The following is a 23868-nucleotide window of genomic DNA, read 5'->3' as shown; positions in this document are numbered from 1 at the left end:
TAATTGTGTACATAATGTAGATTTTTCTCATGTTTAAAGACGAATTAACTAGACAGGTAAAGGCTCGTAGGACTTTTGCTATCATTTCCCACCCCGATGCGGGTAAAACCACGATGACCGAAAAACTTCTGTTATGGGGTAAAGCTATTCAGGTTGCTGGAATGGTTAAAAGTCGTAAGTCGGATCGTGCTGCGACATCTGACTGGATGGAAATGGAAAAAGAGCGTGGAATCTCGATTACCACGTCTGTGATGCAGTTCCCTTATAAAAACCATACCATTAACTTACTTGATACCCCGGGACATGAAGACTTCTCGGAAGATACCTATCGTACTTTGACTGCTGTTGACTCTGCATTAATGGTGATTGATGGTGCAAAAGGTGTTGAAGAACGTACGATTAAATTGATGGAAGTGTGTCGTATGCGTGACACACCGATCATTTCCTTCGTCAACAAAATGGACCGTGAAATTCGCGAGCCTCTAGAATTGCTTGACGAAATTGAAAATGTTTTAAATATTCGCTGTGTCCCAATTACATGGCCTTTAGGTATGGGGCGTGACTTTGCTGGGGTTTATAACCTACTTGAAAACAAGTTATATGTTTATAAAGCAGGTTTTGGCTCGACGATTACGGACATTGAGGTGCGTGATGGTTATGATCATGCTGATATTCGTGAAAAAGTGGGTGAGTTAGCTTGGGCTTCTTTTGAGGAGTCGCTTGAGTTGGTACAAATGGCAAATGAGCCATTAGACCGTGAGCTGTTTCTGCAAGGCAAGCAAACCCCTGTATTGTTTGGTACAGCGTTGGGTAACTTTGCGGTTGACCATGTACTGGATGCCTTTATCAACTGGGCACCAGAACCGAAAGCACATCCAACACAAGAACGTACAGTAGATGCCAATGAAGAGGGTTTCACTGGTTTTGTTTTTAAAATTCAAGCCAATATGGATCCGAAACATCGTGACCGTATTGCCTTTATGCGTATTTGCTCAGGCAAATATGAAAAAGGTTTGAAAATGAATCATGTGCGTATCGGTAAAGATGTACGTATTAGCGATGCATTAACCTTCCTTGCGGGCGAACGCGAACATTTGGAAGAAGCTTGGCCTGGAGACATTATTGGTTTGCATAACCACGGTACCATCCAGATCGGTGATACATTTACCAGCGGTGAAAAACTTCATTTCACGGGTATTCCACACTTTGCACCTGAAATGTTCCGCCGAGTTCGTTTACGTGATCCTCTTAAATCTAAGCAATTGCAAAAAGGTTTGAAAGAGTTATCTGAAGAAGGTGCAACACAGGTATTTATGCCTCAAATTAGTAATGATTTGATTGTCGGTGCAGTCGGTGTGTTACAGTTTGATGTGGTCGCTTATCGTTTGAAAGAAGAATATAAAGTTGACTGTATTTATGAGCCTGTCAGTGTGCATACGGTACGTTGGGTTCATTGTGATGATGAAAAAATTCTGAATGAGTTCAAGAAAAAAGCGCATGATCAGTTATCGGTAGATGGCGGCGGTCATCTGACTTATCTTGCACCAAGCCGTGTAAACTTGCAGTTAATGCAAGAACGCTGGCCAGATATTCAGTTCCGTAACACGCGAGAACACTAAAAATATACAAAAACAGCTTCTAAATTAGAGGCTGTTTTTAATTGAACGATCTAAAAAAGGAGGATGAGATGAATACTTTAAAACCACTTTTTGCTGTCAGTATAATGATTGGAATGATGGCTTTAACGGCATGCGATCATCCTAAAAAAAATGAGACGGATACAGCTCAAAACAAAAATCAAATATCAACGCATACTGAAAAAGCTGAAGTCCTACCATACCTCAATATGCAAGAAGCCAAAGCGGATTATGCCTTACCGTTCTGTGAAAAGAAGAACTGTATTGATGTCGATATTCAAACCATTAAAACTCAGGATCAATGGCTGAATGCATGGATTGCAAAAAATCAGGCCAATGTGATTCAACAACAAATTGAGCAAAACAAGAATTTAACCTTACAGCAAGCCGTGAATGCTTATGTGAAAAAGTCAGATGAATGGCAAGATAAGTATTCTAAAAATAAAGCGTATGAGCTGCGCTTAACGACACGTATTGCTTCACAGCGTAATCAGTATGTGTTGTTGCAAATTGGCGTTGATACACAGCAAGAAGATATTGCGGTTAAAGATAGATTTTACTTTTTCGTTGCTGATCGTAAGTTACAAAAAAATCTAACCGTACTCGATGTGATACAGAAAAATCAGCAAAATGAATTAAATAATATTATTCAAGCACATTATCAACAATGGATTGAAAAACAAAGTACAGAAGTGAAGAAACAAGTTCCTAAAAAACTGTATTGGGGGCAGGCAGATTGGTTCTTCGATGGGGAAGGAATTGGCTTGCATTATCGTGCCAATGAAATAAGTAAAGATGCACCGCAGTTGGATATTTATTTAAGCACTGAACAAAGCAAACAGATGCTACAACCTGAAATTTATCAGCAAATGTTTTAATCTACTTGCTTGAGTTTCGTATAGAAATTGCATGCGCTTATAGCGGTTTTGCTTTAATTTCGATAGCATTTAGAAATCTTGTGTAATAACAATACTAATAGGTTTTAAATGAAAGCATTTTATAAATATAGCATTCTTGCAGGTGCGATTTTGCTTGCTGCTTGCCAGCCGAAATCAGAGCCGAAAGAATCACAGGATAAACCGACAGATCCACCTGTGGTACAGCAAACTGCTGAGCCAATTCTGCGTGGTGAAACCGTGAAATTGCAGGTAAATTTACCTGAATGTAAGGGCAATACCTGTCCAGATTTCACAGTTGAACGATTACAAAGTAATTTCCCATTTATTGATCAGTTACTGGATCAACAGATTCTCAATCAACTGAGTAAAATGCTCGATGTCGTTGATGCTGATACCGCAGCAGCATCCGTACCCAAAACGGCTGAACAAAAAACAGGTTTAGATACTCAAGCACAAACCTATGCTAATGCTTTTGTAAAAATTGATGAAGAGTTGAAAGCGCTCAGTAGTAGTCATCAAATCAGTCTGATGATTAAGCCTAAAATTTTGCAACCGAAAGGCAAGCTGGCAACTGTAGTGTTAAATAGCAGCAGTTATTTGGGTGGAGCGCATGGTTCAACCTCACAACGTTACTATAACTTTGATTTAGCGAACCAAAAACAGATTCAATTGCATGACCTATTATTACCGAAGCAAAAAGCAACTCTAGACAAACTGGCGCATGAAGCCTTTAAAGTGTGGATTGTCGATTCAAAACTTGCAACTGATCCGAAAGAATATGAACAGGCTTGGCCATTCCAAGTAACAGATAATTTTTTATTGGGTGAGCAGGGATTAATTCTACAATATGGCGAATATGAAATTGGTCCTTATGTCGTCGGTTTACCGCGGTTAGTGATTCCATTTAGTGAATTGCAGGGTGTTTTAAAACCTGAATATTTACCAAAAATTGAAACGCCCGCAGCATCTACGCCTGCTGCAAGTACGCCAAGTCAAAGTTAATGCAACTGTTCGATACCCATACCCATTTTGATGTTGCCGATTTTGATATTGATCGGCAACATCTGGCTGAACAAGCAAAACAGGTTGGGGTCGATGCTTTAGTGTTGATTGGTTTTGTTGAATCCCGATTCGATGAACTGATCCATACCCATCAACAATTACACGCTTGGGAAAATGTGCCATGCTCTTATCTGGCGCCTGGCTTGCATCCATTTTATATCGAACAACATCAGCCAGAACATTTACAGCGACTTGAGCACGTGTTACAGCAGTATGATTGTATGGCAGTGGGTGAAATTGGTTTGGATACCTTTTTAAAACAGCATAAACAGCCCGAACTATTTGCCAAGCAACAATATTATTTTATTGAGCAACTTGCATTGGCAACACAGTATCAAAAGCCTGTGTTATTACATATCCGTAAAGCACATGCAGAAACGCTTGCCATTTTAAAAACACAAAAATTTAAGTTAGGTGGTATTGCTCACGCGTTTAGTGGTGGAGTCGAAGAAGCCAAAGCCTTGGTTAAACTGGGCTTTAAAATCGGGGTGACAGGACAAATCACCAATCCGAATGCCAAGAAACTGCATCAAGTGGTACAGGCGATAGGCAGTGAAAACTTGGTGATCGAAACAGATTGTCCAGATATGACGCCGTTGTGTTGCCAAACTTCGACCGAGCATCGCACCCGTAATACCCCAGTGAACCTACCTTATATTCTAGACAGTTTGGCTCAGACCCTTGACCAGCCTGAGTTGCAGCTGGCTGCACAATTATGGCAAAACTCATTGGTTGCTTTGCATTTAAAATTTTAGAAGAATAAGACAATAATCTCGATAAAAATAAGATAACCAAAAGGGAACACATTCTTTTCTAAACAGGCTTACATTAAAGGAAGAACATCATAATAAATAAATTCGCCAATACTGGGAGGGCAACCGAATGGCCAGATATAGCACAATCAATAGTTTTAATGCCTTACAAACGCTCAGGGTAGGTACAAAATCCTATCAAATCTTTAATCTCCCACAAGCTGCTCAAACATTGGGTAATATTGATCAATTACCGAAGTCACTTAAGGTTTTGCTAGAAAATTTACTCCGTTTTGAAGATCAAAAAAGTGTAAAAGTAGAGCATATTCAGGCCTTAGTCGATTGGCAAAAAAATAGAAGCTCAGATCAGGAAATCCAATATCGACCTGCACGTGTATTGATGCAGGATTTCACAGGTGTTCCAGCAGTGGTCGATCTGGCTGCGATGCGTGCCGCAATGTCTCAAGCAGGCGGTGATCCTAACCTGATCAATCCTTTGTCACCCGTTGATCTGGTCATTGACCATTCAGTGATGGTCGATCATTTTGCCGATAATAATGCCTTTGCTGTGAACGTTGAAATTGAAATGCAGCGCAATGGTGAGCGTTATCAATTCCTGCGTTGGGGACAATCTGCATTTAATAACTTTAGTGTGGTGCCACCCGGCACCGGGATTTGCCACCAAGTCAATTTAGAATACTTAGCGCAAGCGGTCTGGTTGGGAGAAGATGAGGGTCAGGTTTTTGCCTTTCCAGATACGCTGGTCGGAACTGACTCACATACCACCATGATCAATGGATTGGGTGTGTTGGGCTGGGGTGTTGGTGGTATTGAAGCCGAAGCAGCCATGCTCGGGCAGCCTGTATCGATGTTGATTCCAGAAGTGATTGGTTTCAAACTCACAGGCAAGTTGAATGAAGGGATTACTGCGACCGATTTGGTGCTCACGATTACCCAGATGCTGCGCCAAAAAGGCGTAGTGGGTAAATTTGTTGAGTTTTATGGTGATGGTTTGGCTGATTTACCATTGGCTGACCGCGCGACTATTGCCAATATGGCACCTGAATATGGAGCAACTTGTGGTTTCTTCCCGATTGATGATGTGACATTGGGGTATTTAGCCCTAACTGGCCGTAAACAAGAACGTATCGATTTAGTCGAAGCCTATAGTAAACAACAAGGATTATGGCGTAATGCAGGCGATGAACCTGTATTTACCGATACCTTGAGTCTGGATATGAGTACCGTACAAGCCAGTCTGGCTGGGCCAAAACGTCCACAAGATCGGGTTTTGTTGGGCGATGTTCCTAAAACGTTTAACGCCTTGATGGAGCTGAATTTAAAACCTGCGAAAGAGGCCAAAGAACGTTTAGAGAATGAAGGCGGCGGCGGTACGGCTGTTGAAGCCAAGAAAGCGAATTTAGCGCATGAAGAACCTGCTTGTACTATTGATGGAAAATCGTATCCATTGAAGGATGGTGATGTGGTGATTTCCGCGATTACCTCATGTACCAATACCTCCAATCCAAGTGTGATGTTGGCAGCAGGTTTGCTGGCGAAAAAAGCCATTGAAAAAGGTTTACAACGTAAACCGTGGGTGAAAAGTTCATTGGCACCGGGTTCTAAAGTGGTGACCGATTATTTGGCTGCGGCAGGCTTAACGCCGTACTTGGATGAGTTGGGCTATAACTTGGTGGGTTATGGTTGTACTACCTGTATTGGTAACTCAGGGCCTTTGCCTGAACCGATTGAAGAAGCAATTCAGTGCCATGATCTGAATGTGGCTTCGGTACTTTCAGGTAACCGTAACTTTGAAGGGCGTGTTCATCCTTTAGTGAAAACCAATTGGCTGGCGTCACCACCACTTGTTGTAGCCTATGGTTTGGCGGGGAATATTCGGACTGATTTAACCACTCAGCCGATTGGACAAGATCAAAATGGTCAAGATGTCTATTTGAAAGACATTTGGCCAAGTCAGTTTGAAATTGATCAAGTACTGCAAAAAGTGAATACCGACATGTTCCATAAGGAATATGCAGCAGTATTTGATGGTGATGCAACTTGGCAGGCGATTCAGATTCCACAAAGCCAAACTTATGCGTGGCAAGATAACTCGACTTATATTCGCCATCCGCCATTTTTTGAGGAAATTAATCAGCCTCCGAAAGCCATTTGCAATATTGAACAGGCACGCATCTTGGCGGTATTGGGCGATTCAGTCACCACCGATCATATTTCTCCCGCAGGAAATATCAAGAAAGACAGCCCAGCAGGACGCTATTTACAGCAGCAGGGGATTGAGCCGAAAGACTTCAACTCCTACGGTTCTCGACGCGGTAATCATGAAGTGATGATGCGCGGGACCTTTGCCAATATCCGAATCAAGAATGAAATGCTGGGTGGTGAAGAAGGGGGCAATACCATTTTTATTCCAACGGGTGAAAAGCTGGCGATCTATGATGCATCCATGCTGTACCAGCAACAGAAAACACCGTTGGTGATTATTGCAGGTAAGGAGTATGGAACGGGTTCGTCACGAGACTGGGCTGCAAAAGGGACCAATCTCTTAGGCATTAAAGCGGTCATTGCTGAAAGTTTTGAACGGATTCACCGCTCTAATTTGGTCGGCATGGGCGTATTGCCATTGCAGTTTATAGGTGGACAGACCCGTCAATCCTTGAACCTCACTGGCCGTGAAGTACTGTCGATTCATGGATTATCTGATGATATCCAACCACATCAAACGCTAGATATTCAGGTGGTACGAGAAGACGGCAGTCAAGACCAATTCAAAGTGTTATGCCGTATTGATACCTTGAATGAGGTGGAATACTTTAAAGCAGGTGGGATTCTGCATTATGTATTACGCAATTTGATCGCTGCATAACGAAACACACACTTAAATCAAAGATGAAAGCTAGTCTTTCATCTTTTTTTGTTTGAATTTCAAGCATTCAGCGTTAAGGTAATCAGGCCAGATTAAATTGGATAAAGGCTTTGAATCAGTTACCACGCTATGTTTATTATCTCTTGGCTGCGCAGGCATTTAATTTAATTGCTGCTGTTCTGTCTGTTACTGTAGCGGCAATTGTGGGGTTGAAATTAGCGCCGACACAGGCTTTGGCTACGGTTCCGTATGGTTTGCAGTTTTTAGCGATGTTACTGACCACCTTTATTTTTTCTTTTCTAATGAAAAAGCTTGGGCGGCATTTGGTTTTCCAGTTTGGTTGCGTCTGCTTGTTCTTGGCAGGTGTTCTCGGTTATTTGGCCCTACAGCAGCAACAATTCTATTTATTGTGCCTCAGTCATTTTTCACTGGGGTTATTTATCTCCACTGCGAATTTTTATCGCTTTGCTGCCTCTGATCGTTTGGTGACAGATTTAATTCCAAAAGCTACTGCGATGGTGATTTCGGGTGGGGTGATTGCAGCAATTATTGCACCGATGTTGGCAATTCAGTTTCAACAGGTAGCAGGCTTACCCGATTTCACTGCGATCTATTTCATTTTCAGTGTCTTAGCCTTGTTGCTCTCTCCGATCTTGTATCTATGGAACAAAAAATTCCAACGCCAACAGATACAGCAGGTGCTGATTGAACCAACTCAACGTCGCAAACTGCCAAGCACTTTGATTATCGCTGCTGTCATCAGCGGTGCTTTTGCTTACTATATTATGAATGTGATGATGATTATGTCCTCCTTACATCTCAAGGAGCATCATTCATTTCATTATGCTTCGATCTCGATTCAGCTACATGTATTGGCGATGTTTATCCCGTCCTTCTTTGTCTCTAAACTGATTCAACGATGGGGAACGCATACTACGATTTATGTTGGTTTTACTTTGCTGATGCTATCTTCCTTAATTCCAATGTTTGGACAGGTCGGTATCTATATTAATGCTGCCTTGATCGTGTTGGGCGTGGGTTGGAATTTTGCTTATTCAGGCGCATCAACCTTGTTAGCAGGTCTTAACGAACAGCAAAAACATCGTGTCCAAGGCATTAATGAAACAGGAATTGCTTTGTTTGCGACTTTGGGAGCATTTTTACCTGCACCGATTTTGAGTAGCCTCGGATGGATCAATGCAAACCTTTTGGCTTTATGCATGAGCCTAATCGTTTTTATCCTGTTGGTTATTTTAATTCGTCGAGATCAACCATCAAGTAAAGTTTCACTGGACTAACCTAAAACCAGTTAAACACGGTAAAATACTACTTTGACTGAAAATATAGATCACGACTGTTATGACCGATGTTCCTGTAAATGATGAATATGAGCGCCGTTTTGCTGGTGTCGCCAAAATTTATGGAGAAAATGCATTTTCGCATTATGAACACAGTCATGTCATGGTGATTGGGATTGGTGGTGTTGGCAGTTGGGCGGTTGAGGCACTGGCACGTACAGGGATTGGTGAATTGACTTTGGTCGATATGGATGTGGTAGCAGCATCAAATATTAACCGTCAATTGCCAGCGATGAGCTCAACACTCGGACAAGAAAAAATTGAGGTGATGACGGAACGTTGTCGCCAGATCAATCCACGAATGAAGGTCAATGTGATTGATGACTATCTCACACCTGAGAATGTCAAGGAAATCCTGAACCCTGTCCCAACCATCGTTTTAGATTGTATTGATGACGTCAAAGCTAAACTTGCTTTGATGTTACATTGTCGTTTTAACAAAATCCCGTTGATTGTTTCGGGAGGAGCGGGTGGTAAACTTGATCCACTGAAGATTCGTGTCGCAGATTTGTCCAAGACCGAACAAGACCCTATGTTGGCAAAGTTACGCACGCAACTGCGTTCAAAAGGGATTTGTAAAAAACCAAAAGAGAAATTCGGAATCACTTGCGTGTATTCGATTGATAATCCATTTTCCAGTGCAGATGTTTGTCCAAGTGCAGGTTTACGTTGTGGCGGCTATGGTTCTGCGGTGGTGGTGACTTCAAGCTTTGCCATGGTGGCGGTGGCTGAAGTGCTGAAAAAACTAGATGCTAAAAAGCCTAAAACATAATGTTCGTTTAGGCTTTCATTCAGTCTTTTATTAACCAAGACGGTAATAAGTATAAGTGACGTTTTTGTCTTTATAAACGTCATAGCTAGTCTGCTTAAAATCAGAAACCCATTGTGAGCCTGTAAAACCAGCAATATGACCATACACATGTTTTTTGGTGCGATGAATAATATAAATATCACCTGGCATTGGGTTATCAAAAGCAGGGTCAATTTGCTTATAGCCAATCTTTTGTAGCGTTCCACCCCAATCTGAGGCAGCTATAGGATGTTGTGCAATTTTTGCGCCCGCTGTTTGTAATGCGATACGAATTGATTTGGCGCACTTTGCTGAACTGTGAAATGAGGAAACACGAGAAAGTTTATCTGAAAACTTCTGTAAGTTAATTTGCTGCGAATTCTTGGATAATGCGTATGGTGGTGTAGTATCTGCGGGAGTTTCTCTGAGCATAATGACTGCATTTTGAGTCTGTGCATGCATCATCGAATCTAATGAGGGTGCATCATAAATCATAGTTCAATCTCAACCAATCCTAAAACAACTTTGAAACGGTCGCCAAATTCCGTGGCTCGCAGATATTAAGCGATAAATCTTAAAAAAATTTATTTGCAATGTAATAACGTAACTTTTTAAGGGTGTTGTGAGGAACTTGGCGTAAAAATCACATAAATAATCTTTTTATTATCATGAGTTTAGTTGTTAATTAGTTTGAATAAAATGATTTGTAAGATTATATTTCTTTTTTGATTGGAAAATATACGCAAGCACTGATTCAAAGAAACAAAGCTTTGTGATTTGCAAAATAATAAACTATTGTTTATTAAAGTGAAAAATGGAAAGAATAACAAGTGATACGTCCAGCAAAAGCAACAGATATCAAGCAAATAGTATAGTTAATTCAGCCATATATAAAAGATTTTGCACTGAATGTAGAGGGTGAAGCAAAATTCAGTCAGGATATGATTAAGAAATTACTTGAAATGCAAAGCGTTGAATATTTTGTTTTCGAGGAGGAGTTGTCCATTATTGGTGTGATTGCTTATAAACAACCTTCTCATTTGATTCATTTTTTTTTGTTAATCAGAATTCACAACAGCAAGGAATCGGTCGTCAGCTTTGGATGTTTTTAGAAGATAAACTTTCTCAGCAACATTCAAAAATTACTGTGAATTCTAGTTGTTATGCGCAGCCCGTTTATGAAAATTTCGGATTTACAGTCACTTCAACAGTGATTGAAAATGGCGGATTACGCTATATTCCGATGTGTAAACGTTATGCGTAGAACATCAAATTAACTTTGATGTTCTCGAACGTAATCTTCAGTACGTTGCATCGCTGTTTGGATATTGATGATTGCATTTTCAATATCAGCAATGGTTTTGGCATTTCCACCACTGAGAGCCTGACGCCATTTACGTGCGCCTGGTAGATTTTGAAATAAACCTAGAATATGGCGAGTGATAATCGAAAGTGGAGCACCTTCAGCAACGCGTTGATGAATATAAGGCATCATGTGCTGCATGATCTCAAAACGATTAGGTGCTTCCAAATTCCAAAGTTTACCTATCTCCGCCAATAAGTACGGATTATGATATGCCTCACGACCAATCATGACGCCATCAACATGCTGTAAATGTTGTTGTGTTTCTTCAAAGGTCTTGATACCGCCATTAATCTCAATGGTTAGATGTGGGCGTTCTTGCTTTAAACGATAGACATCTTCATAGCGTAATGGTGGAACTTCGCGATTCTCTTTCGGCGATAAGCCCTGCAAGATCGCAATACGTGCATGTACAATAAAATGTGTGCAGCCTGTTGATGCCACCGTATCAACAAAATGCAGCATTTCTTCGTAAGATTGCATGTCATCAATCCCGATACGATGCTTTACAGTTACAGGAATCGATACTGCTTTTTGCATACTATGAATACATTCTGCAACTAAATTGGGTTCAGCCATTAAGCAAGCCCCAATTTTATTGTTTTGCACGCGATCACTTGGACAGCCGACATTGAGATTAACTTCGTTATAACCCCAGTCTTCGGCCATTTTGGTGCAGGTAGCAAGTTCTTGTGGATTTGAGCCGCCGAGTTGTAGCACAATCGGATGCTCTTGCTGATTGAAATCGAGATGCCGATTAGCACCACCGTAAATAATCGCGCCTGTAGTGACCATCTCGGTATACAGCACGACATTGGGATTAAATAAGCGAGCAAAGAAACGATAGTCTTTTGTGGTCCAATCCATCATGGGTGCAACACTGATTCGTGGTGTCTGAGTTTTTTCAATATTCATAAAAAATCATGCCTTTATTCAGTGTTAAACAACCTAATAAAATGATTGAGCGGATTAGAAAATAGACTATTTATGATAAATAGTGGGAAATAAACTTAAAGTAAGAATTCATCACTGATGTATGTCCAAACATTTTTAGGCAAAGCTCAACCCATTGATCTGATCGAACAGACGCTATGACTAAATATTTGGATACATTGAGCGTGAGCATCAAACAACGAAACTCTTCTAGCTTGATTAAGAGATTTCCAATTGCGCGCAATACTACCACAAATATTTAATCTATACATTTCGGACGGTATTGATGCTGCACACTCGTTGGGGTTTTCTTTAAATGCTATTTAGCATCGTTCAGGTGTTAACTCATTGGAATGACTTTAATTCTGTTCATTGTGTCTACAGTGGGCGTATTCTCTATTTTCATCTATTTAATAAGAGTTAATTGGGTTTAAGTTCGTGTTTTGAGATTACTGTCTCAAATTTTAATGTCTTGGTGTGTATAGAAGCCGAACTAGATTACGTGAATGTCTAGAAAATAAATGGTTACTTAAGGGGGATTGCGCATGCTAACTTGCCGACAAGCAACACAATTAATTTCCGAGAAACAGGATAGACCACTTCAGTTTATAGAGCAGAGCAATCTAAAATTACATTTATTTGCTTGTCGTTCTTGTCGCCGTTATGGCAAACAAATCAAAACACTTCGTCAGCTTTCAAAAGCATTGAGCAAATACGAGGGTTAAATGTTATTAAGTATTTGGATTTTAGCTTTAAATCATAAGACTGAAATTTAAAAGATAAAAAATACCAACTATCTGAATAATTGGTATTAGATGCTTTAATTTGAAAATAGATTGTTAATGTAACGTACTTTGATGAGCAAGCTCAATTTGGTTCAGGATATGATGGCTCATATTCTTCGCCATTTCTTCTTTCGCATAGAAAACTTCACCAATATTTTCATCGCGAATAACAGCAGCCTCTTCCTTGCTTTCAGCACAGATCAAGACCTGAATCTCAGGATTCAATTGCTTTGCAATATCGACAATACGATGAATGTCTAAAATATCCATAGGGGAAATAACCAATAAGCGAGCATGCTGAATATGGGCTTGTATGAGTACATAAGGTTCAGTCGCTTCACCGCTTACGGCAGCCATTCCTTGGGCACGCAGTTTTTCAACAATCTCACGATTTTCCTCAGCAATCACGACCTTGATATTCTGTTGCATCAGGTTTTCACTAATGCGGCGTCCTACGCCACCATAGCCAATGATCACCACCTGATCGCGTAAATAAGCTTGATCAACTTCATCTGGAAGCATGGCAAGCGGGTCGCCACTGCGTTCTAATAAGCGAGCTAAATGTGAGCGTTCTCGTATCCAGCGTTGAGCGGGTTCAATCGCTGAAAATACAAATGAATTTAAAGTTATTGAAAATAACGCACCAGCAAGAATCAAGTTTTGTGCATCTGGGGTGAGTAGACCAAGTGACAAGCCCAATGTTGCTAAAATGAATGAAAACTCCCCAATTTGTGCCAAACTAGCGCCTACAGTGAGAGCTGTATTAATTGGGTAGCGGAAGAATAAAACTAAAGCCATTGCTGCTAAAGTCTTACCAATCATGATAATGGCAACGACAACTAAAATATGTAAAGGTTGTTCAATTAAAATTTTTGGGTCGAATAACATTCCCACTGAAACAAAAAATAAGATCGCAAAGATTTCACGCAATGAAAGCGTCTCTTCTTCTGCTCTATGGCTGAAATCAGACTCTTTTACGACCATGCCCGCAAAGAAAGCACCTAATGCCATTGAGACACCAAAGATCGCATAAGAACCATAAGCAATCGAAACGGCAGCAGCAACGACGGTAAGTGTAAATAATTCACGAGAACCTAAACGAGCAACCAATTGCATAATTTTAGGGATTAAGCGCTTCCCAATAATCAGCATGAAGGCGATAAAACCTGTTACTTTCAGTAATGTTAGGCCGATGGTGATCCAAATATTTTGAGAGGTATCCGTTCCAGCTAATGGGTGTCCACCAAGTAGAACAGCTGTTGCAGGTAATAAAACTAAGACCAAGACCATAACAAGATCTTCAACCAAAAGCCAACCCACTGCAATTTTGCCATTGACAGAATCGAGTAAACTACGATCACTCAGTGCTTTGAGTAATACTACGGTACTTGCACACGATAAACTTAAACCAAAAATCAGTGCAGAACCAAAACTCCAGCCCCAAAACATAGATACAGCGGCACCTAAGAGTGTTGCTACAGCGATTTGTAAAATCGCACCGGGCAGGGCGATACGACGAACAAGTAATAAATCATTGAGGGAAAAATGCATCCCTACGCCAAACATTAAGAACATTACCCCGAGTTCGGCAAGTTGATTGGCGAGATGTATATCTGCCACGATACCTGGGGTGTTAGGGCTTATAATAATACCTGCTACCAAATAACCAATTAGTGGTGGTAGACGTAAACGTGCGGCAATATAGCCAAAAATAAGTGCTATACCGAAACCGACGGCAAGTAATATAATTAAATCAACATCATGAGGCATTGAAACTCCTTAATCATTGCGGTTAAGGTACAAATAATTCAGCATAAAACATGCCAAGAAAACAGCGAATAAATTGTAACAAGTAAAATCGGATTTGTTGATGACAATTTTTTTATTTATCAAAAAAAATTATGAAATAGTGATTCATTTTATTTTAGCTAAAACATTTTTTTTGCAAAAAAAACGACTTCAGTTGAAGTCGTTTTTTTAAGAAAACTAAAATTATTTAATTTTAGCTTCTTTGAAGATTACGTGTTGACGGATTTTTGGATCAAATTTTTTGATTTCCATTTTTTCCGGCATAGTACGTTTGTTCTTAGTAGTGGTATAGAAATAACCTGTACCAGCTGTAGAAACGAGGCGGATTTTATCACGCATTGTTCAGACTCCTTAGATCTTTTGACCTTGAGCACGGAGATCAGCAACAACTTTCTCAATACCCAATTTATCAATAATACGCATACCTTTAGTGGTTAAACGAAGACGTACAAAACGCTTTTCGCTTTCTAACCAAAAACGGTGGTGGTGCAGGTTCGGCTCGAACCGGCGTTTGGTTTTGTTGTTTGCGTGCGATACGTTGTTACCAACGATAGGACGCTTGCCGGTAACTTGGCAAACCTTAGACATGGTGAACTCCATTGCTAGTTTATATAGCACCGTTTCGTGCAACTAGCCATTCAAGTAAACGGATGAAATCATTCAAGGGGCGTTTTATACCAAAAATACGATTAAAAGACAAGCGAATTTGGTAAAAACAGGGCATGATCTAGTGTGATAGATCATGCCTTGATCAGCTTAACGGAATAGTGTTTTCAAAAGCAGTTTATGCGTTGGTTTGTTGTACGGCGGCAGAATGAATTTTAAACTATAAAGTTTAGGGTTAACAGGGTTAGACATCACTGAACGTTCGTTAGAGAAGCTGAAGAAGCCTTCTTTACCATGATATTTGCCCATACCCGATGCACCTATACCACCAAATGGTAGATCATCTTGCGCTACATGAGTGAGGGTTTGGTTAATACCAAAATGTCCAGAATGGGTACGTCCTGCAACATAATCAGCACGAGCCATATCAATATCAAAATAGTAGAATGCGAGTGGACGTGGTCGACTATTGATAAATTGAAGTGCATCTTCAATATGTTCATATTCTAGAATAGGAAGAATTGGACCAAAGATCTCATTCTTCATAATTTCCATTTCTGTGGTTACACCTGTGAGTAACGTTGGTGCAATTTTACGAACTTCAGTTAAAGATTCTTTCTTGCTGTTTAACTCGATGATCGTCGCACCTTGATCACGTGCATCTTCTAAATAGCCTTGAAGACGATTGTATTGTTTGTCATTTACAATTGACGTGTAATCTTTATTGTCACGTAGCGTTGGGTACATCGTATTCACAAAGTCGTTATAGTGCTTGGTGAATTCTGCCGTTTTGCCTTTAGGTAGGAACATGTAATCAGGTGCAACGCAAGTTTGACCTGCATTCCAAAGTTTACCTACCGCAATACGTTGTGCCACATCACGAATATTCATTGCCGAATGTACAAGAGCAGGCGATTTTCCACCTAGCTCTAAAATCACAGGGACTAAGTTCTGTGATGCTGCTGCCATCACGGTTTTACCGACAGACGTTGAACCTGTGAAAATTAATTTATCAAATGCTAAATGACTAAAGGCATCTGAAATCGCACCGCCACCATTGATAACACTCACAAGTTCCTGAGGAAATACTTCTGCAAGTGCATTTTCTAATACAGCACCAAACTGAGAAGATGCACTCGAAATCTTGATCATGGCATGATTGCCTGCAGCGATTGCGCAGATCAATGGGCCAACTGAAAGTAATAATGGATAGTTCCATGGTGCAATAATACCAATCACACCTAATGGTTGATATTGTACCCAGCCTTTTGCAGGTTGGTGTAACATACTGATATGGCGCTTAGAGGGCTTCATCCACTCAGTTAAGTTCTTGCTATAGTATTTGATATGTTCTAAACATGTTAGAACTTCGCCAATTTTGGTTTCCATAATGGCACGATTGCCATAATCTTGACTAATTGCGTTAGCAAATTGATCTTGATATTTTACCAAGATATTTTTAAGTCGAGCTAAGCGTTCAATACGTTCTTTGGCGCTTGGCACAGGATGGCGTTGGTAAGCTGCTTTTTGCTGTTCAAGCAAATCATGTAGCCGTTTCACATCAACATAAGGTGTCATAGCGGTTGTTTTTGTTTGACTGTTCATAGGAGTGGACCAAAAGAAAGCTTATTATTTTTTAATTTTTAGAGTAAATACTCTAAAGTGTCAAGTCGCTTTATAGGTTTGTTTTATAACCTATTGATAATGTTATAGATGGTTAAACTCAATGTCTCACGCTAAACCGAATAAAACAAAAGATAGAATTCTGCATATCAGTTTGCAGTTGTTTAATGAGCGTGGAGAACGTTCGGTCACAACCAATCATATTGCTGCTGAACTCGGAATTAGCCCAGGCAATCTGTACTATCACTTCCGTAATAAACAGGAAATTATTAAAGAATTAGCACAGCAATATCAGGCTGAAACCTTGGAGATGTTGGCCTTGCCAACGGATCGACCTTTAAATGCCAATGATAAAATTAGTTATTTCCAAGTTTTGAGTAATCAGTTGTGGGCTTATCGCTTTATTCACCGTGATGTCTATCATCTTGTTGAAAATAATGAAGACTTCAGAAAAATATATCCTCGTTTTGCAGGGCAGGTGATGCAGCAAGGGCAAAAAATTTATCGTGCCTTTGTCGATGCCGGTTTGATGAAGATGACTGATTCAGAAATTGAAGCTTTGATTATCAACTTGTGGATCGTGTTGACCAACTGGACTAATTTCCTGTACATGTCGGGTCATATTAGTGATAACAATCGTTTAGAAGAAAAATGGGTATGGCAAGCTTTACGACAAATGGTATTTTTGGAAGGTCCTTATTTAATGGGCGAAAGTCGTCAAACTTATGAACAATTATTGAAATCTTTGGGGCCATCGGACTTATTTGCTAGTTTATCTAATCTTAAAAATGATGATGATGAATAAGTAGGTATTTAGTCATAGGCAAAAAAGAGCTAGAATGCTCGGCTTGATTTTTAATTTTGATTCCAATAAGTGATATTAACCACATGAACACGACGACCGCCCACACTGCACGATTATTGATTACTTGCGAAGACAAGCCGGGAATCGTGCAAGCCGTATCGAGCTTTTTGTATCATCAGGGAGCAAATATTACCGCACTTGATCAGTATGCTACAGAAGCTCAAGGCGGACGTTATTTCATGCGTGTTGAGTTTGAACTTGATCATTTGCATTCTCGTAAAGAAGCATTGATGCAAACCTTTGCTGCCAACGTTGCTGAACGTTATGAAATGCAATGGAAACTCACTTTTGTGGGTGAGTTAAAGAAAGTGGGTATTCTGGTTTCTAAAGTGGACCACGCTTTATTGGAATTGTTATGGCGCCATGCACGTGGCTCATTGCCATGTGAAATTACCCAAGTCATCTCAAACCATCCAGATTTGCGTGAATCGGTTGAAAACTTTGGTATCCCATTCCATGTTGTACCAGTCAATAAAGACAATAAAGCTGAAGCTTATGCGCAAATTGATGAAATGATGCAGGGCAATGATCTATTGATCTTGGCGCGTTATATGCAGATTTTGAGTGAAGACTTTGTTGCCAAGTGGGAAATGAAGATTATCAATATTCACCATTCATTCTTACCTGCTTTCGTAGGTGCAAATCCTTATAAGCAAGCGTATGAGAAAGGGGTGAAGTTGATTGGTGCAACAGCACATTACGTGACTGCTGATCTCGATCAAGGTCCAATTATTGAACAAGATGTTGAACGTGTTAGCCACGATTACAATGTAGAACAGTTACGTGAGTTAGGCGAAGACGTTGAGCGTAATGTATTGGCTCGCGCTGTAAAATGGCATTTGGAAGATCGTATTATTGTAGATGGTAATAAAACGGTTGTTTTCTAAACCAAATAGATTTTTAAAAAAGCATGCTTTAAAGCATGCTTTTTTAAAACCAACAATGCTATGTTATAACATTTTATTTTAATAAATGTAAATTGATCAATCAATTAAAAGATGTTCACAAAAAAATAGTTGCAAATGAAAACACTTCTCATTTATTATTGCGCCACTTTAATTGTTCTATCCGATGACTGAAATCGTTTTTCACTTTGTAAAGATTTCACCATCTATTAGGTACTTAGATTCTTATGAGTCAATCTCCTGCGATATTGAATATGCCACACTCGATGAAAAAGAAGATCATCACTGCACTTGTAGCGGTTCTGATTGGACATGCAGGAGTTCTGTGGGCAGTTAGCCACATGAAGCCAATTGAGTTAAAACCAATTGAGAAAAAGCCACTCAAGGTTAAGTTTGTTAAAATTACGGAACCACCTAAACCAGAACCACCTAAGCCGAAAGAAAAGCCAAAACCTGAACCTAAAAAGGAAGTGAAAGAAGTAAAAGTGATTGATAAGCCTTTACCTCCACCACCGAAAAAAGTTGAAAAAGTACAACAGGTCAAAGCAGAAACACCAAAAAAAATAGTGCAAAAGACTGAACCTAAAGTCGAATCCAAAGTTGAAACGAAGGTTGTTAGTACAACTGTGACAGAAAAGCCAGTGGAAAAACCACAGCCTGTTGTACAACCAGAGGCGCCTAAAGCACAGCCAGCTGCTGATTCTTCACCAAAACGAGTTTCTATAGGGGGGACAGGTATTCAATGGAGTAGATCTCCAAGAGTATCATTTACTCCGAAAGATTTAGAAAATCAGACACGCTTAATTACGATCTATATCGAGGCAGATGAAAAAGGTAAAGTAACCAATGCTCGAATTACTCGTAGTAGTGGTTTACCGAGTCTTGATGAAAAGGCTTTACGCGCTGTTAGAAGTTCAAAGTTTAAACCGTATATGGAAAATGGTATTGCTTATCCAATCAAAACAGAGCAACCGTTTGAATTTAATCCTTAATAAATTTGCGTCCTAGTGACAGATTAAATCAGGAGTTCGTATATGAACTTTTCAGTTTATTGGCAACATGCAGATGCAGTGAGTAAAACCCTGTATTTCATCCTTTTAGCAATGTCGATTGCGACATGGACTATTTTCATTCTACGTCTATTAGGAACACGCCAATTAAAACAACAGGCTTACAGTCAACTTGTTCAAGCTTTGGCTCAGCTTAAATCTAAGTTACAACCTTTGACCTTTGAACAGCGTAAGGCGGTTGCGGAACAGGCATTGCTTCGCCAGATTTCTGCTGAAAAGTCACAGGCAGAAAAAGGTGTTTCTGTTCTTGGAACAATTGCTTCGCTTGCGCCATTTGTGGGTTTGTTTGGGACTGTTTGGGGTATTTTCCATGCACTTGTCGCTGTAGGTACGAGCGGTCAGGCGGGTTTAGCCCAAGTTGCAACTCCTGTTGGTGAAGCATTGATCATGACTGGCTTGGGTTTATCTGTGGCGATTCCTGCGGTATTGGCTTACAACATTTGTGTACGTTTCAATCGTGGTTTAGCACATGATTTACAAGATCAAGCACATAGCTTGTTAATCGATACGATGTTGCAGCAAGAAACACCTGCAAAGACAGAAACTAAAGCGACTCAACAAAGTTTAGTTGGAGGTCAAGCTTAAGATGGGCTTTCAATTGGGTGAAGACCACGACAGTGGCATGAATGAGATGAATCTCATTCCTCTGATCGACATTATGTTGGTATTGATGATTATCTTTTTAGTCACAGCAACGGTTGCTAACCCATCAATTCCATTAGCTTTACCAAAAACGACCGCTGACATTGTAGACCCACCACCAAAAGCAATCACCATCAGTATTAATGAAAAAGGTGAAGTGGCATGGGATGCTCAAATTATTAGTTTGGATGAGTTACAGACGCGTTTCCAAGAAGCAGCAAAAGCAGAAACAAAACCGACAGTACAGTTACGTGCTGATAAAGAATCAAAATACGATACAGTAGCGCAAGTCATGTCGCGGGCGAGTGAAGCAGGGCTGAGTGATATTGCATTTGTGAGTGAAAACTAAAATTTGTTTCATAAAAAAAGCAACTCAGTGAGTTGCTTTTTTTATGCTTACTCTGTTTTGAGTAGTTCGAGATATTTTGAACGCAATTTTGACAGTTTTGGTGGGATGCTAAAATTGCAGTAACCTTGTGATGGATTACGGGCATAAAAATTTTGATGGTATTCTTCAGCAGGGTAAAATGTTGGTGCTGGGCTAAGTTCAGTTACGATATTGAGACCATCATTTTCTAAATCTTGAATAATTTTCTCCGCTTGCTGCTTTTGTTCATCATTAAAATAATAGACAACAGAACGGTATTGGGTGCCAACATCATTACCTTGACGATTTAAAGTAGTTGGATCATGGGTGGTAAAGAAAACATTTAGGAGTTGAGTATAATTGATTTGCTGTTCATCAAAGTCAATCAATACAACTTCTGCATGTTGAGTATTACCTTGGCAAACTTGATCATAACTTGGATTGTGAACGATACCACCTGCATACCCACTCACAACTTTTTCGACGCCTTTTAGTTGTAGAAAAACAGCTTCTACACACCAAAAGCAACCTCCACCGAATAATGCTTGTTGCATAAATTTTCCCAATTTTTAATTCTAAGAATACTAATAAAGTATACGAAGTCACTGAAAAGTAAAAGCCCATCATCAATCAGAGATTTAGCTTTTTATGTCACAAAATCAAATCACTGATTCAGTATCCCTTATAAATTTCATAAAAATTCACCTAAGCCTGAGCATATTTTCCTATGTATTCATGATGTGGCATTTCTATCCACGATCTTGCAATAATTTGCGAGGATGATTGTGGATTCGCGATCATCAAGTGAATGCATACATCTTGATTGATTTAAATCAATCAAAATGGACTATAGAAGGAGATTCAGTATTGTTTTGTTAAAAAGCGAAATGGACTAATTTGCTTTTGGTAATCCATGTCGAATGATTTTCGAAAAATATTCACTGGATTGATCTGGTTGTTGTTCATATTTTTCAGCACGTGTATTGATCCATGCCAATTGATACCATTCTTTCATACTATAATTTTGATTAAGTGCTTGTAGATCAAAAAGATAATTGGGCAAATAGCCTGAAGCCAGTAAACGATAATCTTTAGGTAAAGTTTGTGGGTTGATCGCTTGGATCATGTCAAAAACGAGTGTTGTACAGTTGCTTGTGAGCGTGTTGTACCATTTTGCTTCAGCACGTAACTCATCTGCTTTATGTAGATATTCGATAAATAGCGCTTTACGTTCAGTCTGAGGCATTCTTATTGGAAATAAATAAACTTGTTCATGACGAATATTACTTCGCGTATAAATCAAATCTTTTTCATCAGAAGCCACTAAACTGAGTTCATATTTACGGAAGAAGCCACCAATCGCGGAAAATTCTTCTCCTTTTTCTTTGCGAATCTCGATAGAAAAAACCAAAGGTTTTTGATCTGAGAAATCGAAACTCACTAACGTATGCGCGATTTGAGGTCCCATCCAGTAGGATGTGATGACATTGACGCCTGTAATTTTATCTAGGTCAATTGTACGATTTTCCCAGCGAATGTCATAAGTGCCGTCTTTATGCCAATTAAAATTACGCACATTATGCAGCTGTACTAGATTGCCTTGCTTTTGGTAAGTAAGCTGCTCAGCGACTTCAGGATTCCAGTCACGATCTTGTCGAGCCTCTAATGAAAAATACCAGACCAGTGAACAGGCGAAGGCAACACAGTAAATTAAAATATCAGTACGGCGACTAAAAATATGCCCACTGACATAAACACCAAGTAGGCTAAGTGCAAACAGTGCCCAAAGAATGATAATGATTCGGCTAAAGATAGTTCCAAAAGGATGTTGAATCCAGAATGCCAGACATAACCAAATACTTGAGAGGATCACAAATAAGGCAAAAAAACTGTGTAATAGCCCAATGCCTAGCGCCAGTAAAAACTCACGTGATCCAATATTATGCATGATGACGCGCGATCCATTTTTTATTTTTGGTAGGTCGCAAACTCGAAAGCAATATTTGATTTTTCATCAATGTGTTGTTCTGAGTTTACTTTGCGAAAATCCTCAGAGATTTTTGGGTAATGTGCATCACCTTGTACATCTAAATCAACATGGGTTAATTCAAGACGATCAGCAATTGCGAGGGTTTGAGTAAAAATCTCTCCACCCCCAATAATAAATAAAGATGCTTTTTCAGCGTGTTGTAGGTCTGTAAGTGCATGTGTCAAAGCATCTTCAATGCTATGTGCTACTTTAACGCCCTCAAATTGCCATTCAACATCACGCGTGATGACCCAATTCACACGATTTGGAAGTGCGCGTCCCATTGACTCTAAGGTTTTACGCCCCATCAGGACAACACCGCCTTGGGTAATCGCTTTAAAGTGTTTAAGATCAGCTGAGATATGCCAGGGTAAAGCATTGCCCTTGCCAATACAGTTGTTTTTATCCATTGCGACTACGTGGACAACTTCTATACCTTGCCATGCCATTTTATATTCTCTCTGATCGATTTAAACTGCGACGGGTGCTTTAATAGCAGGGTGTGACTCATAGCCAATAATTTCAATATCCTCAAATTTGAAGTCAAAAATATCAGTGATCTCAGGATTGAGTTTTAATTGACACAACGGTAGCGGCTCACGCGTAAGCTGCAATTGTGCTTGCTCAAAATGATTGGCATATAGATGTGTGTCGCCACCTGTCCAGACAAAGTCACCAACGTCTAAACCGCATACCTGTGCAATCATGTGTGTAAGCAGGGCATAGCTGGCAATATTAAATGGCACACCTAAGAAATTTATACCCCCAATCTTATGCACAATATGCTTCCTTTGTTGGTGGTTAGTATAAAAACTTGACTGTGCATTTTGTATTTTGCACAGTTAGGAACCTTAACCATCAACTAGAAAATGTAAATTAAATTTTAACCTTAGTTCTAGGTGTCACTTAATAAACTATCTTCTAAAAAACTAATTATAGATAAACCTAACGCATTTAGCCAATCATTCAGCTCTAGTACATCTAATCTTCTGTCAAAATTTTCTACTTTTGCTATGTAAGATTGAGGTTTCTTTAAAGACGAAGCTAGTTCTACCTGAGTTATTTTTTTTGACTCACGTATAGCAATAAGGTCATGTATCAACTTTCTGTATCTAGGATCGTGTATTGAGCTCATAGCTCAAGATGTTGTACTATTATGTTTAATATCCCAAAATGGGATATTTTTATATTATAGTGGTATACTTTTTATGTGTTTAACTCAATCTCTTAATGAATGTTTCGTTGAATTCTTGACAAATACAAGCTTTAGATCAGAAGAATTCAAAGATGTTAGGAAGATGTTTGTTAATGCCTATCCAGAATTTAGATCGAACTGTTTTTATCATAAAACGTATCAGATATTTAGACGTCTACAAAAAAGTGGATATATTGAATTAGATAGTTGGTAATCCTCCCATAAATAACCGAAGTTAAAAGTAGAGGTTAAGCAGCCATTAGAGGTGGCTTTCCTTTGTTAGCTTGATGT

Annotated in this window: 24 protein-coding genes and 2 pseudogenes; 15 read left to right on the top strand and 11 right to left on the bottom strand. The window is 39.6% G+C overall.

Annotated elements, in window-relative coordinates; translation table 11 throughout:
- The first annotated feature begins 29 nt into the window (after nt 1–29).
- The 7 genes from M5121_RS01545 to M5121_RS01515 all read left to right on the top strand — a co-directional run bounded on the left by M5121_RS01545 (nt 30) and on the right by M5121_RS01515 (nt 9367).
- The gene (locus M5121_RS01545) at nt 30–1619 is read left to right on the top strand and encodes a peptide chain release factor 3 (protein WP_087542862.1); all 1590 of its coding nucleotides are present in this window, start codon (nt 30–32) and stop codon (nt 1617–1619) included.
- A 68-nt stretch (nt 1620–1687) separates the two neighbouring features.
- Nucleotides 1688–2515, top strand: a complete 828-nt coding sequence (locus M5121_RS01540; protein WP_249570087.1) for a hypothetical protein — start codon at nt 1688–1690, stop codon at nt 2513–2515.
- Between the two features lie 108 nt (nt 2516–2623).
- Nucleotides 2624–3538 carry an RsiV family protein gene (locus M5121_RS01535; RefSeq protein WP_249570086.1) on the top strand — a complete coding sequence of 305 codons (915 nt, stop codon included), beginning with the start codon at nt 2624–2626 and terminating at the stop codon, nt 3536–3538.
- Nucleotides 3538–4353, top strand: coding sequence for a TatD family hydrolase (locus M5121_RS01530; protein ID WP_249570085.1), 816 nt, complete (start codon nt 3538–3540; stop codon nt 4351–4353). The genes M5121_RS01535 and M5121_RS01530 overlap by 1 nt, the downstream gene beginning before the upstream one ends.
- 127 nt (nt 4354–4480) lie before the next feature.
- Entirely contained in the window at nt 4481–7237 is a 2757-nt protein-coding gene (acnA, locus tag M5121_RS01525; protein ID WP_249570084.1) for an aconitate hydratase AcnA, read from the top strand.
- A 110-nt stretch (nt 7238–7347) separates the two neighbouring features.
- Entirely contained in the window at nt 7348–8535 is a 1188-nt protein-coding gene (locus M5121_RS01520; protein ID WP_249570083.1) for an MFS transporter, read from the top strand.
- Between the two features lie 61 nt (nt 8536–8596).
- Nucleotides 8597–9367 carry a tRNA threonylcarbamoyladenosine dehydratase gene (locus M5121_RS01515; RefSeq protein ID WP_249570082.1) on the top strand — a complete coding sequence of 257 codons (771 nt, stop codon included), beginning with the start codon at nt 8597–8599 and terminating at the stop codon, nt 9365–9367.
- A 30-nt stretch (nt 9368–9397) separates the two neighbouring features.
- Here the strand turns inward: M5121_RS01515 and M5121_RS01510 are convergent, their stop codons facing one another.
- Nucleotides 9398–9880 (bottom strand): CHAP domain-containing protein, encoded by a 483-nt coding sequence (locus M5121_RS01510; protein WP_249570081.1) that lies wholly within the window; start codon nt 9878–9880, stop codon nt 9398–9400.
- Nucleotides 9881–10263: 383 nt separating this feature from the next.
- Between M5121_RS01510 and M5121_RS01505 the strand changes: the two are divergent.
- Nucleotides 10264–10649: pseudogene (locus tag M5121_RS01505) on the top strand (GNAT family N-acetyltransferase).
- A 9-nt stretch (nt 10650–10658) separates the two neighbouring features.
- On the opposite strand, the gene dusA reads toward M5121_RS01505, so the two are convergent.
- Entirely contained in the window at nt 10659–11663 is a 1005-nt protein-coding gene (gene dusA, locus M5121_RS01500) for a tRNA dihydrouridine(20/20a) synthase DusA (protein WP_249570080.1), read from the bottom strand.
- Between the two features lie 469 nt (nt 11664–12132).
- On the opposite strand from dusA, the pseudogene M5121_RS01495 reads away from it, so the two are divergent.
- Together M5121_RS01495 and M5121_RS01490 are read left to right on the top strand one after the other, a co-directional pair.
- Nucleotides 12133–12233 (top strand): annotated as a pseudogene (locus tag M5121_RS01495) (RNA polymerase subunit sigma); the annotation flags it as partial.
- Entirely contained in the window at nt 12227–12406 is a 180-nt protein-coding gene (locus M5121_RS01490) for a zf-HC2 domain-containing protein (RefSeq protein WP_087548233.1), read from the top strand. The pseudogene M5121_RS01495 and the gene M5121_RS01490, both read left to right, overlap by 7 nt.
- A gap of 114 nt (nt 12407–12520) precedes the next feature.
- On the opposite strand, the gene M5121_RS01485 is transcribed toward M5121_RS01490, so the two are convergent.
- From M5121_RS01485 to M5121_RS01470, 4 genes are all read right to left on the bottom strand, one after another.
- Nucleotides 12521–14236 carry a cation:proton antiporter gene (locus tag M5121_RS01485; RefSeq protein WP_249570079.1) on the bottom strand — a complete coding sequence of 572 codons (1716 nt, stop codon included), beginning with the start codon at nt 14234–14236 and terminating at the stop codon, nt 12521–12523.
- A 222-nt stretch (nt 14237–14458) separates the two neighbouring features.
- Nucleotides 14459–14614 carry a 50S ribosomal protein L33 gene (gene rpmG / locus M5121_RS01480; RefSeq protein ID WP_003654787.1) on the bottom strand — a complete coding sequence of 52 codons (156 nt, stop codon included), beginning with the start codon at nt 14612–14614 and terminating at the stop codon, nt 14459–14461.
- Between the two features lie 12 nt (nt 14615–14626).
- Nucleotides 14627–14863, bottom strand: coding sequence for a 50S ribosomal protein L28 (gene rpmB / locus M5121_RS01475; protein ID WP_004649871.1), 237 nt, complete (start codon nt 14861–14863; stop codon nt 14627–14629).
- A gap of 168 nt (nt 14864–15031) precedes the next feature.
- Nucleotides 15032–16486, bottom strand: a complete 1455-nt coding sequence (locus M5121_RS01470; RefSeq protein ID WP_249570078.1) for a coniferyl aldehyde dehydrogenase — start codon at nt 16484–16486, stop codon at nt 15032–15034.
- A 121-nt stretch (nt 16487–16607) separates the two neighbouring features.
- Here M5121_RS01470 and M5121_RS01465 point away from each other — a divergent pair, with 121 nt between their 5' ends.
- The 5 genes from M5121_RS01465 to M5121_RS01445 all read left to right on the top strand — a co-directional run bounded on the left by M5121_RS01465 (nt 16608) and on the right by M5121_RS01445 (nt 20335).
- Nucleotides 16608–17309: a TetR/AcrR family transcriptional regulator gene (locus tag M5121_RS01465; RefSeq protein ID WP_249570077.1), complete on the top strand. Its 702-nt coding sequence runs from the start codon at nt 16608–16610 to the stop codon at nt 17307–17309.
- A gap of 83 nt (nt 17310–17392) precedes the next feature.
- Nucleotides 17393–18256 carry a formyltetrahydrofolate deformylase gene (gene purU, locus M5121_RS01460; protein WP_005218264.1) on the top strand — a complete coding sequence of 288 codons (864 nt, stop codon included), beginning with the start codon at nt 17393–17395 and terminating at the stop codon, nt 18254–18256.
- Between the two features lie 245 nt (nt 18257–18501).
- On the top strand, nt 18502–19266 hold the full coding sequence (locus tag M5121_RS01455) for an energy transducer TonB (RefSeq protein WP_249570076.1): 765 nt from the start codon (nt 18502–18504) through the stop codon (nt 19264–19266).
- A 42-nt stretch (nt 19267–19308) separates the two neighbouring features.
- Nucleotides 19309–19929 (top strand): MotA/TolQ/ExbB proton channel family protein, encoded by a 621-nt coding sequence (locus M5121_RS01450; RefSeq protein ID WP_005162437.1) that lies wholly within the window; start codon nt 19309–19311, stop codon nt 19927–19929.
- A gap of 1 nt (nt 19930) precedes the next feature.
- A complete protein-coding gene (locus M5121_RS01445; RefSeq protein WP_005162434.1) occupies nt 19931–20335 on the top strand; it encodes an ExbD/TolR family protein in 405 nt (134 codons plus the stop codon).
- Between the two features lie 47 nt (nt 20336–20382).
- Here the strand turns inward: M5121_RS01445 and msrA are convergent, their stop codons facing one another.
- The 5 genes from msrA to M5121_RS01420 form a co-directional block, all read right to left on the bottom strand.
- Nucleotides 20383–20907 (bottom strand): peptide-methionine (S)-S-oxide reductase MsrA, encoded by a 525-nt coding sequence (gene msrA / locus M5121_RS01440; RefSeq protein WP_087537288.1) that lies wholly within the window; start codon nt 20905–20907, stop codon nt 20383–20385.
- Nucleotides 20908–21245: 338 nt separating this feature from the next.
- On the bottom strand, nt 21246–22301 hold the full coding sequence (locus M5121_RS01435; protein WP_241283362.1) for an Lnb N-terminal periplasmic domain-containing protein: 1056 nt from the start codon (nt 22299–22301) through the stop codon (nt 21246–21248).
- 20 nt (nt 22302–22321) lie between these two features.
- Entirely contained in the window at nt 22322–22831 is a 510-nt protein-coding gene (locus M5121_RS01430; protein ID WP_249570075.1) for a dihydrofolate reductase, read from the bottom strand.
- Nucleotides 22832–22852: 21 nt separating this feature from the next.
- Nucleotides 22853–23164: a thymidylate synthase gene (gene thyA, locus M5121_RS01425; RefSeq protein ID WP_349628950.1), complete on the bottom strand. Its 312-nt coding sequence runs from the start codon at nt 23162–23164 to the stop codon at nt 22853–22855.
- Between the two features lie 113 nt (nt 23165–23277).
- The gene (locus M5121_RS01420; RefSeq protein ID WP_023188500.1) at nt 23278–23517 is read right to left on the bottom strand and encodes a helix-turn-helix domain-containing protein; all 240 of its coding nucleotides are present in this window, start codon (nt 23515–23517) and stop codon (nt 23278–23280) included.
- Between the last annotated feature and the right edge of the window lie 351 nt (nt 23518–23868).

The sequence above is a fragment of the Acinetobacter sp. ANC5681 genome (genome assembly GCF_023488045.1).
In the GTDB taxonomy this organism is placed as follows: Bacteria; Pseudomonadota; Gammaproteobacteria; order Pseudomonadales; family Moraxellaceae; genus Acinetobacter.
Note: the sequence above shows the minus strand (reverse complement) of the source record. Positions and strands in the feature narration are given on the sequence as shown.